The sequence below is a fragment of the Micromonospora cathayae genome, assembly GCF_028993575.1.
Lineage (GTDB): Bacteria > Actinomycetota > Actinomycetes > Mycobacteriales > Micromonosporaceae > Micromonospora > Micromonospora cathayae.
Genome location: NZ_CP118615.1, coordinates 6,521,621 through 6,538,409 on the forward strand (window position 1 = coordinate 6,521,621; position 16,789 = coordinate 6,538,409).

General features: G+C 75.0%; 15 protein-coding genes. 7 read left to right on the forward strand and 8 right to left on the reverse strand.

Annotated features, from left to right (window positions below):
- The first annotated feature begins 19 nt into the window (after positions 1-19).
- Genes PVK37_RS28635 through PVK37_RS28645 form a run of 3 tightly spaced genes read left to right on the forward strand, consistent with a single transcriptional unit; the run spans position 20 to position 3,583 of the window.
- The gene (locus PVK37_RS28635; protein WP_423791118.1) at positions 20-925 is read left to right on the forward strand and encodes a carotenoid biosynthesis protein; all 906 of its coding nucleotides are present in this window, start codon (positions 20-22) and stop codon (positions 923-925) included.
- Positions 922-2,064, forward strand: coding sequence for a glycosyltransferase family 2 protein (locus PVK37_RS28640; RefSeq protein ID WP_275030929.1), 1,143 nt, complete (start codon positions 922-924; stop codon positions 2,062-2,064). The genes PVK37_RS28635 and PVK37_RS28640 overlap by 4 nt, the downstream gene beginning before the upstream one ends.
- Before the next feature lie 13 nt (positions 2,065-2,077).
- Positions 2,078-3,583 (forward strand): phytoene desaturase family protein, encoded by a 1,506-nt coding sequence (locus PVK37_RS28645; protein WP_275030930.1) that lies wholly within the window; start codon positions 2,078-2,080, stop codon positions 3,581-3,583.
- A 158-nt stretch (positions 3,584-3,741) separates the two neighbouring features.
- Here PVK37_RS28645 and PVK37_RS28650 read toward each other — a convergent pair whose 3' ends face one another.
- Both PVK37_RS28650 and metF read right to left on the reverse strand, forming a co-directional pair.
- Entirely contained in the window at positions 3,742-4,431 is a 690-nt protein-coding gene (locus PVK37_RS28650; protein WP_275030931.1) for a CDP-alcohol phosphatidyltransferase family protein, read from the reverse strand.
- 44 nt (positions 4,432-4,475) lie between these two features.
- Positions 4,476-5,393, reverse strand: a complete 918-nt coding sequence (gene metF, locus PVK37_RS28655; protein ID WP_275030932.1) for a methylenetetrahydrofolate reductase [NAD(P)H] — start codon at positions 5,391-5,393, stop codon at positions 4,476-4,478.
- Between the two features lie 264 nt (positions 5,394-5,657).
- Between metF and PVK37_RS28660 the strand changes: the two genes are divergently transcribed.
- Both PVK37_RS28660 and PVK37_RS28665 read left to right on the forward strand, forming a co-directional pair.
- Entirely contained in the window at positions 5,658-7,193 is a 1,536-nt protein-coding gene (locus PVK37_RS28660) for a helix-turn-helix domain-containing protein (RefSeq protein WP_275030933.1), read from the forward strand.
- Entirely contained in the window at positions 7,190-8,272 is a 1,083-nt protein-coding gene (locus PVK37_RS28665; RefSeq protein ID WP_275030934.1) for a polyprenyl synthetase family protein, read from the forward strand. Before PVK37_RS28660 ends, PVK37_RS28665 begins: the two co-directional genes overlap by 4 nt.
- A 216-nt stretch (positions 8,273-8,488) precedes the next feature.
- On the opposite strand, the gene PVK37_RS28670 is transcribed toward PVK37_RS28665, so the two are convergent.
- Genes PVK37_RS28670 through PVK37_RS28680 form a run of 3 tightly spaced genes read right to left on the reverse strand, consistent with a single transcriptional unit; the run spans position 8,489 to position 9,878 of the window.
- Positions 8,489-8,860, reverse strand: coding sequence for a lycopene cyclase domain-containing protein (locus PVK37_RS28670; RefSeq protein ID WP_275030935.1), 372 nt, complete (start codon positions 8,858-8,860; stop codon positions 8,489-8,491).
- A complete protein-coding gene (locus tag PVK37_RS28675) occupies positions 8,857-9,495 on the reverse strand; it encodes a lycopene cyclase domain-containing protein (RefSeq protein WP_275030936.1) in 639 nt (212 codons plus the stop codon). Before PVK37_RS28675 ends, PVK37_RS28670 begins: the two co-directional genes overlap by 4 nt.
- 2 nt (positions 9,496-9,497) lie before the next feature.
- Positions 9,498-9,878, reverse strand: coding sequence for an Rv2175c family DNA-binding protein (locus PVK37_RS28680; protein ID WP_341483403.1), 381 nt, complete (start codon positions 9,876-9,878; stop codon positions 9,498-9,500).
- A gap of 269 nt (positions 9,879-10,147) precedes the next feature.
- On the opposite strand from PVK37_RS28680, the gene pknB reads away from it, so the two are divergent.
- Positions 10,148-12,148, forward strand: coding sequence for a Stk1 family PASTA domain-containing Ser/Thr kinase (pknB, locus tag PVK37_RS28685; protein ID WP_275030937.1), 2,001 nt, complete (start codon positions 10,148-10,150; stop codon positions 12,146-12,148).
- Complete coding sequence (locus PVK37_RS28690; RefSeq protein WP_275035263.1) at positions 12,148-13,026, forward strand: deoxyribonuclease IV; 879 nt, start codon at positions 12,148-12,150, stop codon at positions 13,024-13,026. The genes pknB and PVK37_RS28690 overlap by 1 nt, the downstream gene beginning before the upstream one ends.
- 141 nt (positions 13,027-13,167) lie before the next feature.
- On the opposite strand, the gene PVK37_RS28695 is transcribed toward PVK37_RS28690, so the two are convergent.
- The 3 genes from PVK37_RS28695 to PVK37_RS28705 form a co-directional block, all read right to left on the reverse strand.
- Positions 13,168-14,061 (reverse strand): hypothetical protein, encoded by an 894-nt coding sequence (locus PVK37_RS28695; protein ID WP_275030938.1) that lies wholly within the window; start codon positions 14,059-14,061, stop codon positions 13,168-13,170.
- A gap of 116 nt (positions 14,062-14,177) precedes the next feature.
- On the reverse strand, positions 14,178-15,197 hold the full coding sequence (locus tag PVK37_RS28700) for a threonine aldolase family protein (RefSeq protein WP_275035264.1): 1,020 nt from the start codon (positions 15,195-15,197) through the stop codon (positions 14,178-14,180).
- Positions 15,198-15,355: 158 nt separating this feature from the next.
- Positions 15,356-16,762, reverse strand: coding sequence for a class II 3-deoxy-7-phosphoheptulonate synthase (locus PVK37_RS28705; protein ID WP_275030939.1), 1,407 nt, complete (start codon positions 16,760-16,762; stop codon positions 15,356-15,358).
- Positions 16,763-16,789: the final 27 nt, after the last annotated feature.

The window sequence follows — 16,789 nt, forward strand, 5'->3', positions numbered from 1 at the left end:
GGGAACGCTCGTCCGCCGGCTGCCCTGGGCACTGCTCGGGGTGCTGGTGCTGGCGCAGATCGGCTACCCGCTGACCGGCGGGAGCACCCGGGCCGGGCTGACCGTGGCGACGGTCGTCCTCGGGTACCTGCTCTCGGTGTGCCATGCCCTGCTCACCCGGGGTCCCCGGACGGCGGCGGCGCTGGTCGCGGTCGCCACCGGCGGCGGTTTCGCCATCGAGGCGCTCGGCGTCGCCACCGGTTTCCCGTTCGGCAGCTACGACTACTCCGGCGAACTCGGGCCGAAGCTCGCCGGGGTACCACTGATCATCCCGCTGGCCTGGACCTGGATGGCCTGGCCGGCGTGGCTCGCCGCGGTCCGGCTCGTCCGGCCCGGAGTCGGGCGGATCGCGTTGGCCGCCGTCGGCCTGGCCGCCTGGGATCTCTTCCTCGACCCGCAGATGGTGGCCGAGGGGTACTGGCTCTGGCGGGACGCCGAACCGGCGCTGCCGGGGCTGCCCGGCATCCCGGTCACCAACTACCTCGGTTGGCTGCTGTTCGGGGTGCTGATGATGACCCTGCTGCGCCCGCTGGCCGGGCCGGCCGCCGCCGGGACGGGGCCCGCCGACCACCCCATGTACGCGCTCTACCTGTGGACGTACTTCTCCAGCGTGCTCGCCCACGCGGTCTTCCTCGACCTGCCCGCCTCGGCGGTGTGGGGCGCGGTCGGCATGTCGGTGGCGGCGGTGCCGCTGGCGGTCACCCTCGGCCGGTCCCGCCGGACCCACCGGCCCCACCAACGGTCCGACGGCCGTGACCACCCGGCCGGCCCGGACGACGGCCCGGACGAGGACCGTGACAAGCCGGCCGGTACGGGCGACGGTCGTGACCACCGGGCCGGTACGGGCGACGGCCCCGACCATCGCCCGGTGGACGCCCCCGCATGACGGCGGCGGTCGCCGGCACGGTGGGGGTGCTCGTCGTCCTGGCCGCGCTGGGCGGGCACACCCTGGTCAACGCCGGCCGGTGGCTGCGTCGACCGGACGACCGGCCGGCCGAGGTCACCGAGACGGTGGCGGTGCTGCTGCCACTGCGCGACGAGGCCACCCGGGTCACCCCGTGCCTGCGGTCGCTGCTCGCCCAGCGGGGTGTGCCGGGCCTGCGGATCGTGGTGCTCGACGACGGTTCCACCGACGGTACCGCCGACGTGGTACGCGCGGTGGCCGGCGACGACCCCCGGGTCACCCTGCTGACCGGGGCGGGGCTGCCACCGGGCTGGCTGGGCAAGCCGCACGCCTGCCACCAGCTCGCCCGGCGGGCCGACCCGGCGGCCACCGTGCTGGCCTTCGTCGACGCCGACGTGGTGCTCACCACCCCGTACGCGCTGGCCGCGGCCGTCGGTGAACTGCGCGCCGCTCGGGTGACGCTGCTGTCGCCGTACCCGAGGATCCTGGTGGCGACGGCGGCCGACCGGCTGGTGCAGCCGCTGTTGCAGTGGTTGTGGCTGACCTTCCTGCCGCTGCGGGCGATGGAACGCTCGGCGCGGCCGTCGCTGGCCGCGGCGGGCGGGCAGTTCCTGGTGGTGGACCGGGCCGGCTACGACGCGGCCGGCGGGCACGCGACGGTCCGCGACAAGGTCCTGGAGGACGTCGAACTGGCCCGTACGGTCAAGCGGGCCGGCGGCCGGATCGCCCTGGCCGACGGTTCCCGGCTGGCCGCCTGCCGGATGTACGACACCTGGCCGGAACTGCGCGACGGCTACACCAAGTCGCTGTGGTCGACGTTCGGTCATCCGGGCGCGGCGGCGGTCGTGCTGGCGCTGCTCGGTCTGCTCTACGTCGCGCCGCCGCTGGTGGCGGTGATCGCCCTGGCCGCCGGCGCGCCGACGGTCGCCGCCCTGGCCGGGACCGGTTACCTGCTGGGCGTGGCCGGTCGGGTGGTCAGCGCCCGGGCGACCGGCGGCCGGTGGTGGCCCGACGCGCTGGCCCACCCCGTGTCGGTCGTGGTCCTCGGTTGGCTGACCGTCCGGTCGTACCATCTGCGGAAGCGGCACCGCCTGTCCTGGCGGGGTCGTCCGGTCGGCTAGGAGGGCGCGACACATGGCGCGGGTTGTGGTCGTCGGGGCCGGGGTGGGCGGGCTGGCCGCCGCCGCCCGGCTGGCTGTCGCGGGACACGAGGTCACCGTCTTCGAACGGGCCGAGACGGTCGGCGGCAAGCTCGGCCGGTACGTGCACGACACCCCGGCCGGGCCGTTCCACTTCGACACCGGCCCCAGCCTGCTGACCCTCCCCGAGGTGTTCACCGAGCTGTTCGAGGCGACCGGGGCGAAACTCGACGAGTACCTGGACCTGGTTCCGCTGGACCCGATCGTCCGGCACGTCTTCCCGGACGGCGTCGCGGGCGGAACCGGTGGCGCGGCGGCCCTGGACTCCTGCGCCGACCCGGTGGTGTTCACCGAGCGGATCGGCGCGGCGTTCGGGGAACGCGCGGCGGCGGACTGGCGGGGGCTGTGGCGGCGGGCCGGGCGGGTCTGGGACGCGTCCTGGCGGGACATCCTGCGCCGCCCGATCGACTCGCCCCGGGACCTGGCGTCGCTGGCCTGGCGGCTCGGCGACCTGGCCGCGATCGCCCCCGGCCGGACCCTGCGCGGGCTGGGCCGCCGGCACCTGGGCGACCCCCGGATGCGGATGCTGCTCGACCGGTACGCCACGTACACCGGAGCCGACCCGCGGCGCGCGCCGGCCGCGCTGGTCGCCGTCCCGTACGCGGAACTGGCCTTCGGCGGCTGGTACCTGCGCGGCGGGCTGGGCACCCTCGCCGACGCGCTGCTGTCCCGCTGCCTGGACCTGGGCGTGGTGGTGCAGACCGGCACCACGGTCACCCGGATCGACGCGACCGGCGGCCGGGTGCACGGGGTACGCCTGCACGGGGCCGGCGCGCCGGTCCCCGCCGACGTGGTGGTGGCCAACGTCGACGCGCTGACCGTCTACCGGGAGCTGCTGCCCAGCCCGGCCCGGCTGGCCGGGCTCGCCGACCGCAGCCTCGCCGGGTTCGTGCTGCTGCTCGGGGTACGCGGCCCGACCGGCCTGGCCCACCACAACGTGTTCTTCCCGCGCGACTACGACGCCGAGTTCGACGCGGTCTTCGGCGACCCGGGACGGGGGGTACGGGCCCGGCCGGCGACCGACCCGACGGTCTTCGTCACGGTGGCCGACGACCCGAGGGTCCGCCCGGCCGACCACGAGGCTTGGTTCGTGCTGGTCAACGCGGCCCGCCACGGCACCGCCACGACGGCGGTGGACTGGCGGCGGCCGGGGCTCGCCGAGGCGTACGCGGACCGGATCCTGGACGTGCTCGCCGAGCGGGGCGTGGACGTACGGGACCGGCTGCTGTTCCGCGAGATCCGTACCCCGGCCGACCTGGACGCCGCCACCGGCGCTCCGGGCGGCGCGATCTACGGCACCGCGGGCGGGCTGCTCCGGCCGGCGAACCGCGCCCCGGCGCACGGGGTGCACCTGGTCGGCGGCTCCACCCACCCGGGCGGCGGCCTGCCCATGGTCACCCTCTCCGCCCGGATCGTCGCCGACCGGATCGGCCCGGCCTGACCCTCCCGCCGGCAGCGGGCCCGACCGCCCGGCCCGGTGTGCCGGGCCCGGGGCGCCGTCCCGGCCGACCCGACCTGAGCGGCCCGGCCAGCCGGCGCGACCAGCCAGCCCGGCCAGGCCGACGTCTCGGCCCGGCCCGGCCAGGTCGGAGGCGCGGCTCAGTCGGCGTGCAGCAGGCCCCGGCGGACGGCGGAGAGGAGCTGACCCAGGCCGAAGCCGGCCAGCAGCACCCACACGGCGGTGGCCAGGGTGATGGTGCCGGCGGCCAGTTCGGGCCGGATCAGGCCGGCCAGCCCGGCCACCAGCAGCCCGACCAGCGCCACACTCACCCGGGTCGGCCGCTCCCCCACCGTCACCGCGCCGATCTCCCGCATCCCGGCGGAGACCGCCCGGGCCCGCACGTACTCGTGCAACCAGGACAGTGCCCCGCCGGCCACCACCAGCGCCCCCGGGGCTCCCAGCAGCCAGAACGCCAGCAGCCACGCGATCTCACCGAGCCGGTCGGCCACCGAGTCGTAGACGTAGCCGAGCCGGGTGGTCCGCCCGGTGGCGACCGCCACCGCGCCGTCCACGCTGTCGGCCACCGAGGCGAGCAGGACGAACAGCGCGCCGAGGAACGGGCCGTCGGCGGGACGTACCGCGAGCAGCGGCACGCAGAAGCAGAGCAGCACCCCGACGACGGTCACCGCCGTCGGGCCGACGCGTAGCCGCCCCAGCAGGAAACCCACGTGGTACGCGAACCGCAGCCAGCCGCGCACCACCGGGGCGGCTGCCCGGGGATCGAAGCCACCGTGCAGCCGGGCCCAGGCGGTCGCGTAGTCGTCCCAGTTCAGCTGTGTGCCCACCACGGATCAACCGTAGGAGGCCGGCTCGGGTGTCGCCCCACGCACCCCTACACCCGCGCGCCGACCTGGAGGTTCTGCCAGACCTCCCGGGTGGCGGTGGACCGGTTGAGGGTGATGAAGTGGATCCCCGGCACCCCCTCGTCGAGCAGTCGACGGCACATCTCACTGGCCTGCTCGATGCCGAGTTGGCGGACCGCCTCCGGATCGTCGGCGACCCGCTCGAACCGCTCGGCCAGCGCCGACGGGAAGGGCGCGCCGGAGAGCTGCTCCGACCGGGCGATGGTGGCGAGCTGGGTCACCGGCATCACCCCGGGCAGGATCGGGGTGTCGCAGCCCACGGCGGCCACCCGGTCCCGCAGGCGAAGGTACTCGTCGGCGTCGAAGAACATCTGGGTGATCGCGAAGTCGGCCCCGGCCCGGCACTTCCGGACGAAGTACTCGGTGTCGGAGGCGACGTCCGGCGAACGGGGGTGCCGGTACGGGAAGGCGGCCACCCCCACGCTGAAGTCGCCGGCCTCGCGGATCAACCGGACCAGTTCCTCGGCGTACCGGACGCCCTCCGGGTGCGGAATCCACTCGCCGGTGGGGTCGCCGGGCGGGTCGCCCCGCACCGCGAGGACGTTACGCACCCCCGCGCCGGCCAGCCGGCCGATCACCTGCCGCAGCTCGGCGACGGAGTGGTTGACCGCGGTGAGGTGCGCCATCGGCAGCAGGGTGGTCTCGGTGGCGACCCGCTCGGTGACCGCCACGGTGGTGTCCCGGGTGGTGCCACCGGCCCCGTAGGTGATCGACACGAACGAGGGCCGCAGCGACTCCAGCTCGCGGATCGCCTGCCAGAGCAGGGTCTCGCCCTGGGGTGTCTTGGGCGGGAAGAACTCGAACGAGAAGGTCGGCCGGGAGTCACGGATCAGCTCCCCGATCGCCGGCCGCGGATCGGGGAGGACCGAGGGAAGACCGAGCGCCACGCCTCGACTCTACCGGTCCGGCCCCGGCCCACCAGCCCGCTGTCGTGCGCATGCTGGAATCCCGCTGGAGGCCCGGACGAGCCGGGAACGACCCGACTGCGGCCAGAATCGTCGTACCTCTCCGGTAGGCAGGGGGTCAGCGCGGCACGCCGGTGGGGGTCGGCTCAGGGCCGCGCGGGGGTCACGCGGTTCCGACCGCGGCGCACCGGCGACGGGCACGCCCGGCCACCGGTTCGCGTCGCGCCGACCTTCCGGAGGCCCCCTGTGATCCCGTACCCCCCACCGCCCGACCCGGAGCCCCTCGCCCCACCGCCCGACCCGCTCGGTCCCCGCCCGGAGCCCCTCAAACCCGCCCCGGAGCCCCTCGGACCCGACCCCGAACTGTTCGACCACACCCCCGAACTGCTCGGACCACTGCTCGCCCGGCTGCGACTGGCCCGTGGCTGGAGTCAGCAGCACCTCGCCGACCGGCTCTGCGCCGCCGCCGGGGTGCCGACCCTGAGCCGGCACGAGGTGTCCCGCTGGGAGCGGCAGGCACGTGTCCCGGGGGATTTCTGGCTCACCTGGCTCGCCGTCGTGCTGGCGGTACCCCGGCGACGGTTGGTCGAGGCGGCCGGGGCGAGCCGCCGTACGGCCGGCTACCCGCTGGTGGAGGCGTCCCGGCCCCGGCGCGCGCTGCTGGCCCTGGCGCAACGGTGGCTGGCCGACCCGCACGCGTCCCTGCTGCCACCCGGCGGCCCGCCACTGACCGGCACCACGCCCCCGAACACCGACGCCGACCTCGGCGGCGGACCTCCAGTGTCCGCCCCCGGCCTCCCGGCTCCCGGTGCCGGCACCGGCCTGCCCGTACCCGGCACCGGCCGCGGGCTCCAGGACACCGGATGGCTGGACGGACTACGCCGGCTCGACGACCTGACCGGCGGCGCGGACCTGACCGGGCTGGGGGCGTACCGGCTGCGCCGGGTGGCCGCCGCGGTCTCGCTGGCCGGCCCGGCCCGGCGGCGTGGACTGCTGCCGGTGCTGGCCGAGGCGGCCCAGCTCGCCGGCTGGCTCGCCGCCGACGCGGGTGACGCGGCGGGCGCGCTGACGGCGTACCGCCTGGGGTTGCGGGCCGCGTCGGCGGCCGGCGACCGGGCCCTCGCCGGGCACGTGCTCGGTTCGGCGAGCCACCTGCTGGCCGGGGCCGGTGACCCGCACGGGGCGGCGCTGCTGGCCCGGACGGCGTACGCCGGGGCGGGCCCGGTCGCCTCGGCCGGCCTGCGCGCGTTGCTGCTGCACCGGACGGCGTTCGCCGCCGCGTCCGGCGGTCAGCACCGGGCGGCCCGGGCTGCGCTCACCGCCGCCGGGCGCGCGGCCGGACGGCACGACCCGCTCCGCGAACCACCCTGGCTCTACTGGCTGGACGGGGCGGAGTTCGCCGCGATGACCGGCCGGACGCTGACCGCGCTGGGCCGGCCGTTGCCCGCCGTACCGCTGCTGGCTGCCGGTTGCCGGCCCGGCCAACCCCGCAGCGTGGCCCTCTACGGGGCCTGGCTGGCCCGCGCCTGGCTCCAGCTCGGCGAGGTGGAACGGGCCGGTGAACTGGCCGGCGAGGCCCTGCTGGCCGCCGTCCGGGCCGGCTCACCCCGGGCGGCCGGTGCGCTGGCGGAGGTGGGTCGCCGGCTGGCCGCGCATCCGACAGAACCGGCGGTACGCCGACACGCCGTGCTGGTCGCGGCCGTCCGCGGGTACCTTCCCCGGCGCGTCACACCCCCGGCGGTGCGACACCGTCGACGGCGACCGGCTAGCGTCGTGGCGTGACCCACGCAGCTCCCGTCTCCCCCGTCGACCGCGCCGGCCTGCGGCAACGCGTCGACAAGGCCCTCACCGGATTCCTCGCCCAGCAGCGCGGCTGGTTGACCGGGGTCGACGAAGCGCTGACGCCGGTCGCCGATGCGCTGGAGGCGTTCGTGCTGCGGGGCGGCAAACGGCTACGGCCGGCGTTCGCGTACTGGGGTTACCGGGGGGCCGGCGGGGCCGACTCCGATCCCCTGGTCGCCACCCTGGCGGCGTTGGAGTTCGTGCAGGCCAGCGCCCTGATCCACGACGACCTGATGGACCGTTCGGACACCCGGCGCGGCGAGCCGGCGGTGCACCGGCGGTTCGCCACCCGGCACCGGGCCGCCGGGTGGGCCGGCAACGCGGAGGGCTTCGGGGACGCCGCGGCGATCCTCCTCGGTGACCTCTGCCTGGTCTGGTCCGACGAGTTGCTGCACGGCGCGGGGCTGGACGCCCGGACGATCGCCCGGGCCCGGCCGGTCTTCGACGAGATGCGCACCGAGGTCACCGTCGGCCAGTACCTGGACGTGCTGACCCAGGCCACCGGGGACACCTCGCTGGAGCGGGCCGGCAAGGTGGCCCGCTACAAGTCGGCCAAGTACACCGTCGAGCGCCCGCTGCTGCTCGGGGCGGCGCTGGCCGACGCCCCGGCGGAGATCCGGGCGGCCTACTCGGCGTACGGGTTGCCGCTGGGCGAGGCGTTCCAGCTCCGCGACGACGTGCTGGGGGTGTTCGGGGACCCGGCGCAGACCGGCAAGCCGGCCGGGGACGACCTGCGGGAGGGCAAGCGGACGTACCTGGTGGCCGCGGCCGTGGCCGGCACCGACGAGGCGGGCCGGGAGCTGGTCACCCGGCTGCTCGGCGATCCCGACCTGGACGGGGACGGGGTGACCCGGCTCCGTGAGGTGATCACCTCGAGCGGGGCGCTGGCCCGGACCGAGCAGCGGATCGCCGCCCTCACCGACACCGCGCTGGCCGCGCTCGGCACCGTGGACCTGGAGACCGAGGCCCGCCAGGCCCTGGTCGACCTGGCCATAGCCGCCACCCGCCGCACCGACTAACCCCCCTCCCCACCCCCTCGCTCCCCCCACCCTCCGCGCCCTCGCCCCCGCGCACCCGCCCACCCGCGCACCCGCGCACCCGCCCACCGGCGGTTGATCATGAAGTTACTACCCGCGACACGCCGAGCGGACGACAACAACTTCATGATCAACGCGGAGTCGGGGTGGGTGGGAGGGAGGGAGGGAACGGAGGGAGGGGAGAGTGGGTGGGGTGGGTTAGGGGTGGGGGGTGCGGGTGCGGCGGCGGAGGAGGCGGAGGAGAAGGCTGTTCTCGCCGGCGCGGGGGGTGGGTTGGACGCCCCGGCGGCCCAGCCAGACCCACACCGACAGGGTCAGCAGCACCAGCGCGAAACCGAAGACCAGATCCTCCACCGGTGCGTACACCAGCCGTACGCCGATGATCGCCGCCGGGTCGTACCGGACGATGTCCCGACCGGTGAGGATCCCGTTGGAGATCAACTGGAAGAAGACGATGATCGGGTAGGTGGCCCAGAAGACCGGGCGGAGCAGCAGCCGGGTACGCAGCACGAACAGGTCGATTCCGGCCACGCAGACGACGCCGAGCAGCGCGGCGGCGGTGTAGGTCATGCCCGGTCCCCCGCCCGGTCGGCTCCGTCGGCCGTCCCCCCGGCCACCCGTGGCGGTTCCGGCGGACCGGCGATCCGTGGCGGTTCCGGCGGACCGGCGGCCACCCGTGGCGGTTCCGGCGGACCGGCGGCCAGCGGCGTGGACCGCTCGGCCGGACCGACGAGAGACCCGTCAGCGCGGCCAGCAGCAGCCTCACCCGGCAGGCCAGCGGCAGACCCGGCAGCCGGAGCGGCGGCGGGTTCGTCAGGCCGACCAGCGGGAGATTCACCAGTCGGACCGACGGTCAGTCGGTCGACGGATGCGGCGGCGGGTTCGTCCCCCGCCGGCCAGCGGTTGACCGCGCGGACCGCCTCGAAGCCGAGGATCGTGCAGACCGGTACGACGACGAAGAAGAGCAGTTCGTCCACGGGCAGGTTTCCGGGGAGGAGTACGCCGGTGGTCTGCTCCGGGTCGAAGGTCCAGTGCCCGGCGGCGATCGCCGCGATGTCCCAGAGCACGAAGACCACCAGCACCGGCAGCAGGGTCAGCAGCAGGCGACGCCAGCGGCGCAGCACGTTGACCCGCAGTACCGGCTCCAGCCAGAGCGCGCAGACCAGGCAACCGAGCAGCACCCCGAGGTAGGCGAACTGCCGCACGGTCAGAACCCCAACGCCTGGGCGCGACGTTTGACCTCCCGGGCCCGGTCGCCGCCGAGGGCGACGGCCGGGGTGCCGGGCAGGCTGTCGTCCGGTTCGTACAGCCAGCGCAGCGCCGCGTCGTCGTCGTAACCGGCGTCGGCGAGCAGGGTGAGCACGCCCGGTAGGTGCTTGAGCACCGTCTTGTTGGCGACCAGGTCGGTCGGGATCCGGCGGACGCCGTTGCGGCGGACCGCGATCAGCTCCCGGTCGCGGATCATCTGGTGGACCTTGCTGATCGACAGGTCGAGACGCTCGGCGACGTCGGGGAGGGTCAGCCAGGCCTCGTCGTCGGCGGGCCCTGGGCCGGGAACGGCCCGGTCGGCGGGTACGGAATCGCTCACCCGATCACCCTGCCACGTTCCGCCCGGTCACGGCCAACGGGAGGTGCCGCACGGGCCGGCCGGTCACGACCGACGGAAGGTGCCGCACGGCCACCCGCCGACGGAACATGCCGCACGAGCCGCACGGCCACCCGCCGACGGAAGGTGCCGCACGGGCCGGCCGGTCACCACCGACGGAAGGTGCCGTACGGGCCGCTCGGAGTGAGGTTCCGGCCCGGCTGTGGCATCCTGTTCTGCCGCCGGCCCCGGGAGACATAGACTGCCCCCCGATGGACACACAGGTCGCCGACACGTTGCTGGGCTCGCTGATCGACGGGCGCTACCGCATTCGCGGTCGCGTGGCCCGGGGCGGCATGGCGACCGTGTACACCGCCACGGACGAGCGCCTCGAACGCACCGTCGCCGTGAAGATCATTCATCCCACCCAGGCGCCGGACCTGCGGGCCCGGGTCGCCGGCTTCGTCGAGCGGTTCACCGACGAGGCCAAGACCATCGCCCGGCTCACCCACCCCAACGTGGTCGCGGTCTACGACCAGGGCACCCACCAGGGTCTGCCGTACCTGGTCATGGAGTACGTGCGCGGTCGCACCCTCCGGGACGTGCTGGCCGAGCGACGGCGGCTCAACCCGGACGAGGCGCTGGCCATCGCCGAGCAGATGCTCGCCGCGATCGGTGCCGCGCACCGGGCCGGCCTGGTGCACCGGGACGTCAAACCGGAGAACGTACTGGTCGCCGAGGCACCCACCGGCGGCGCGGCGAACCTGGTCGACAGCGTGGTGAAGGTGGCTGACTTCGGTCTGGCCCGCGCGGTCGAGGCCGCCGAGGAGGACCAGGGCAACCAGCTCATGGCGACGGTCGCGTACGTCGCCCCGGAGCTGGTCACCGACGGGCACGCCGACCCGCGCACCGACGTCTACTCGGCCGGGATCGTGCTGTTCGAGATGCTCACCGGCCGGGTGCCGTACGACGGGAACCGGCCGATCGACGTCGCCTGGCAGCACGTCGACCGGGACGTGCCGGCCCCGTCCACGCTGGTGCCGGGGCTGCCGAAGGCGCTGGACGAGCTGGTCGCCCGGGCCACCCGACGTGACCCGGGTGCCCGCCCCACCGACGCCGGCGCGCTACTGGCCGAGGTGCAGGTCGCCCGGGAGGACCTGGGCAACAACGCGCACACCGCCGTGCTGCGCCGGATCACCGACGCTCCCGCCCCGGCCGTCGCCGGGCCGACCATGGCCGTCGCGGCGGTACGCCCCGCCGAGCGTCCCGCCTGGGCCCGGCTGCCCGAGCCCAAGGGCCGGGACCGGTCACGGGGTACCGAACCGAACCGGCCGCACCGGCGTCGGGCCGTACCCGAGGGCAACGGCCTGGTGGCCCGGTGGCGCCGGCAGTTGTCGGAGGCCCCGCCGGGTCGGTTGGCGGTGGTGGCCGGCGTGCTGGTGGTGGCCCTGCTGCTCGTCGGCGGCGGCTGGTGGTTCGGGGTGGGCCGGTACACGGTGGCCCCGGAGCTGGTCAGCCTGACCAAGGCGGAGGCCGAGTCGCAGGCGTCGCGGGCCGGCCTCACCCTGGTCTACGCCGAGCCTCGGTACGACCAGAAGGTGCCCCGGGACAGCGTCCTGGCCCAGGATCCCGGCTCCGCCGACCGGATCGTCAAGGGCGGCACGATCACCCTGACCCTCTCCCTCGGCCCGGAGCAGTTCCCGGTGCCGGACGTGGTCGGCAAGGAGTACGAGCTGGCCGAGGCGGACCTGCGGGCCGCCAACCTGGAGGCGGTCAAGGGCAAGGCCCGCTACGACGACAACCTGCCGGCCGGGGTGGTGCTGGACACCGACCCGAAGCCGGGTGCCGAGGTGAAGCCGGGTACGAAGGTCAACGTGATCGTCAGCCGGGGCCGCGCCCCGATCACCGTGCCGAACCTGGTCGGCAAGAACGTCAACGAGGCGCGGGGCGCCCTCCAGCAGCTCGGGCTGGTACCGACGGAGACGTACCGGGACTCGGACAAGCCGAAGGACGAGGTGATCGGGCAGTCCCCCGCCGACGGCTCCGGCGTGGAGAAGGGCGCCGAGGTCAAACTGGAGGTCAGCAAGGGTCCGGCTCCGGTGACCGTACCCCGGGTGGTCGACCTGCCCTGCCCGCAGGGCAAGCAGGTGCTGGAGAGCCAGGGCTTCCCGGTGGTGGTGCAGTTCAACCCGAACGGGGTGGTCCGCTTCCAGAACCCGGGCGAGAACTCGCAGGTGGCTCCGGGCACCCCGGTCACCATCGGATGCTTCTAGTGACGGCCGTGGACCGGCCGGTCGGCTCGCACACCCCGACCGCGGGCGGGCTGGCGAAGGCGGCCCTGCCGTACCTGGACGCGACCGGTTCCGAGGTGGCGCAGGTGTACGTCTCCAACTCGCGGGGCTGGGCGCTGCCGCCCGGCGACCCGGCCCAGGACGCCCTGTTCCGGGACGGCTGCGCGGCCCGCGGGATCGCGGTGTACATCCACGCGGCGCTGCTGGTGAACCTCGGTTCGCCCACCCCGGAGACGGTGACCCGGTCGGCGCAGACCCTGGAGCACGCGCTGCGCCGGGGCCGGGCGATCGGCGCGCGCGGGGTGGTGTTCCACGCCGGCAGCTCGGTGGACGCGGCACACGACGGGGCCGCGCTGCGGCAGGTACGCGAGGCGCTGCTGCCGCTGCTGGACGCGACGGCGGCGGACGACGGGCCGATGCTGCTGGTCGAGCCGACCGCCGGGGGCGGGCGGTCGCTGGCGTCCCGGGTGGAGCAGCTCGGGCCGTACCTGGACGCGGTGGACCGGCATCCCGGGCTCGGGGTCTGCTTCGACACCTGTCACGCCTGGGCGGCCGGGCACGACCTGGCCGTCGAGGGTGGGATGACCGCGACGTTGGACACGCTGGTCGCGACGATCGGGGCGGACCGGCTGCGGCTGGTGCACGCCAACGACTCGAAGGACCTCTGCGGATCGACGCGGGACCGGCACGAGAACATCGGCAAGGGCACCATCGGCGAGCCGGCGTTCGCGGAGCTGATGACCCATCCGGCCACCGTCGGCGTTCCGGTGGTGGTGGAGACCCCGACCGAGCGGCACGTCGGGCACGACGCCGACATCGCCGTCCTCAAGCGGTTGCGTCAGCCGGGGGAAGCGGGATAGCCCGGGCTGCGGCGACCGTCCGGCCCCCGGACACACCGCAACAGCCTCAGCGGCGAGAGGCCTCGCTCCTCCGGCCGAAGCGCGACGTTCCTGGCCGAGATCGGCCTGCTGGCCGAAGCGCGACCGCCTCGGCCGAGAGCGTCAGCCTGCCGGCTGGTCACCACAGGCGGGGCAGCCGCAGCCGACACCGGGGCCGCCGGGCAGCTCCCAGAGGAGTTCGGCCTCGCCCAGTTCCAGCGCGGTCAGCGCGACACCCGCCTCGGTCGCGGTCCGGCAGCCCGGGTACCGGCGCGCGAACCCGGCCACCCGGTCGCGTACCGCCGGGGAGCAGAGCCAGCCGGTGGCCAGCCCGACCGGGTCGCCGGGCGGGTCGTACCAGTGCGGCGGGGTGCCGTCGAGCAGCTCGACCGCCCAGTGGGCGACCAGCCGCACCAGACCGGCCTCGACCACCGGACCAGCACCGGCGGCCACGCCGACCTTGACGACCGAACCGGTGCCGGGGGCCGGGGTGGTCGGCGGGTCGCCGGCCAGCGGGTCGATCCTGGCGAACCAGGCGGCGATGTCGTCGAGCCGGACCAGCGGGCCGAGCAGCTCGACCACGTCCCCGGACGGCCAGTCGACCAGAGCGACGGCCAGCAGCGCCGCGTACGCCCCGGTCACCGCGTCCCGGTGCGCCGGCGGCCACCGGCCGAACCCGGCCGACGGGGAACCCGGACCACGCAGCGCCCACGGCACGACCAGCTCGTCCCGGTGGTACGCGACGGTCCGCAGGACGCGTGGGGCGAAGCGACGCCAGAGCAGTCCGTACTGGTCGGCGGACCAGTGGTCGGCGCCCTCGTGGGCGAAGCTGCGCAGCAGGTCGTCGGGGACCTCGTCCGGGTCCCCACCGAGTCGGACCAGGTCGTCGGCGGAGTAGCACCAGGTGCACCCGTCCACCGGCCCGGGTCGGGGCAGACCGGCGAAGACCCGGTCCACCTCGGCGAGGGCGGCGGCGAGCCGGCGGTCGGGTCGGTCGGGGTCGGCTCCGGCGGGCATGGCCCGGAAGCGTACGCGACGCCCCGCACCGGGGCAGCCGGGTTCCGACCGCCCGACACTCCGGGGCCGGGCGGCGGTCCCGGCCGCTCCGGAGCGAGGGTCCCGGGGGACGGAACCTAGCCGCGCAGTACCCGGGGCAGCACCTCGACGGCCCGGTCGATGTCGGCGTCGGTGAGATCCAGGTGGGTGACCAGCCTGGCCAACCGGGGACCGAGCACCGAGACCAGCACCCCGTCGGCCCGGGCGGCGGCGGCCAGCGCGTGCGCGTCGAACGGGCACTTGGTCAGGTCCAGCGGGACGATGTTGGTGCGGACCGGACCGGCGAGCACCCCGTACGGGGCGACCGCCTCGGCGAGCCGGGCGGCGCGGGCGTGGTCGGTGGCGAGCCGGTCGAGGTGGTGGCGCAGCGCGTACCGGCCGGCGGCGGCGAGCACGCCGGCCTGCCGCATCCCGCCGCCCATCCGCTTGCGGACCACCCGAGCCTGGGCGATCTTCTCGGCGCTGCCCACCACCAGCGAGCCGACCGGCGCGCCGAGGCCCTTGGAGAGACAGACCGACAGGGTGTCGAACAGCGCGCCGTACTCGGCCAGCGGCACCCCGTCGGCGACGTACGCGTGCCAGATCCGGGCTCCGTCGCAGTGCAGCGCCACGCCCGCCTCGTCGGCGATCCGCCGTAGCTCCCGCAGGACGGGCAGCGGGATCACCCCACCCCCACCCCGGTTGTGGGTCTGCTCGACGGCGATCGCCCTGGTGGGCACCGCGTGGTAGCCCGCCGGACGGATCATCGCCGCCACGACCTCCGGGTCGAGATCGGCGCCGACCGGGGACCAGGTCCGGGTGGAGATACCGCCGTACGCCCCGGCTGCGCCCACCTCGTACGTGACCACGTGCGCGTCGGCGTCGCAGAGCAGTTCCTCGCCCGGCGGCACCAGCAGTTGCAGGGCGATCTGGTTGGTCATCGAGCCGGTCGGGGCGAACAGTGCCGCCTCGTGCCCGAACAGCGCGGCGACCTCCCGCTCCAGCGCGTTGATCGTCGGGTCCTCGCCGTACACGTCGTCGCCGACCTCGGCCTCGGCCATCGCCTGACGCATCCCGGCGCCGGGGCGGGTGACGGTGTCCGACCGCAGGTCGACCAGCCGCTCAGCGTCGACCAGCCGCTCAGCCACGACGGTCCCTCCGGCCGCCGACCGCGGGGCTCGCAAGCTCACTCCTCGCGTCAGCCATCGTGCCCACCTTCCGGCCGCCGACTGCGGGGCTCGCAAGCTCACTCCTCGCGTCGGCCATCGTGCCCACCTCAGCCACGGAGCATCTCGGCGACGAGGAAGGCCAACTCCAGCGACTGCTGGGTGTTGAGCCGGGGGTCGCAGGCGGTCTCGTACCGGCCGGGCAGGTCGAGGTCGGCGATGTTCTGCGCGCCACCGAGGCACTCGGTGACGTCCTCACCGGTCAGTTCGACGTGCAGGCCGCCGGGGTGGGTACCCAGGCCCCGGTGCACCTCGAAGTAGCCGAGCACCTCGTCGACGATCCGGTCGAAGTGCCGGGTCTTGTAGCCGTTGGAGGACTCGTGGGTGTTGCCGTGCATGGGGTCGCACTGCCAGACCACCTTCGCCCCGGCCGCGTCGACCTTCGCGACCAGCGGCGGGAGGGCGTCCCGGACCTTGTGGTTGCCCATCCGGCTGATCAACGTGAGTCGACCGGGGATGTTGTCCGGGTTGAGCTTCTCGCAGAGTTCGAGGGCCTGGTCCGGGGTGGTGGTCGGGCCGAGTTTCACGCCGATCGGGTTGGCGATGCGGGAGATGAAGTCGATGTGTGCGCCGTCGATCTGCCGGGTCCGCTCGCCGATCCAGAGGAAGTGCCCGGACAGGCCGTACGCCTGGTTGCCGGAGACCCGGGTCAGCGCGCGGTCGTACTCCAGCGCGAGCGCCTCGTGCGAGCAGTAGAGCGTGACGGTGCGGAGCGCTTCCTCGTCGGTCATCCCGCAGGCGCGGATGAAGGCCAACGCCCGGTCGATCTCCCGGGCGATGGCTTCGTACCGTTCGCCGGCCGGGGAGTGCTTGACGAAGTCCTTGTTCCAGTCGTGCACCGCGTGCAGGTCGGCCAGTCCGCCGGCCAGGTACGCGCGGAGCATGTTCATCGCGGCGGCGGAGTTGGCGTACGCCCGGATCATGCGCTGCGGGTCGGCGATCCGGGCCTCCGGGGTGGCCTCCAGCGAATTGATCATGTCGCCGCGGTAGGCGGGCAGGCCCCGCGCGTCGGTCGGCAGCGAGCGGGGTTTGGTGTACTGCCCGGCGACCCGGGCCACCTTGACCACCGGCAGCGACGCCCCGTACGTCAGCACGATGGCCATCTGGAGCAGCGTGCGGGCGTTGGCGAGCAGGTGGTGCTCGGTGTTGTCGACGAAGGTCTCCGCGCAGTCACCGCCCTGGAGCAGGAAGGCCCGCCCCTCGCAGACCAGCGCCAGCCGCCGCCGGAGCTGGTCGACCTCGTACGGGGCGACGATCGAGGGGGCGGTGTCGAGCACCTGACAGACCTCGGCGACGGCGGCCGGGTCCGGCCACGGCGGGGTCTGGGTGCGCGGCAGGTTCCGCCAGTTGTCCAGGCCGAGCGCGGCGTCCTCGGCGGAGTCGACGGTCGGGCGGCTGGTCTGCAGGGCGGGGCTGCCCACACTGGGGTAGCTCAACTGATGCCACTCTTGGCGCATGTCCAGCAGCCTACGGCGGCCGGGTGG

Excerpts from the sequence above, each read along its gene's own strand:
- PVK37_RS28670 (WP_275030935.1), bottom strand. The coding sequence starts at position 8,860 with ATGACCTACACCGCCGCCGCGCTGCTCGGCGTCGTCTGCGTGGCCGGA.
- PVK37_RS28640 (WP_275030929.1), top strand. The coding sequence starts at position 922 with ATGACGGCGGCGGTCGCCGGCACGGTGGGGGTGCTCGTCGTCCTGGCC.
- PVK37_RS28645 (WP_275030930.1), top strand. The coding sequence starts at position 2,078 with ATGGCGCGGGTTGTGGTCGTCGGGGCCGGGGTGGGCGGGCTGGCCGCC.
- PVK37_RS28705 (WP_275030939.1), bottom strand. The coding sequence starts at position 16,762 with ATGCGCCAAGAGTGGCATCAGTTGAGCTACCCCAGTGTGGGCAGCCCC.
- PVK37_RS28695 (WP_275030938.1), bottom strand. The coding sequence starts at position 14,061 with ATGCCCGCCGGAGCCGACCCCGACCGACCCGACCGCCGGCTCGCCGCC.
- pknB (WP_275030937.1), top strand. The coding sequence starts at position 10,148 with ATGGACACACAGGTCGCCGACACGTTGCTGGGCTCGCTGATCGACGGG.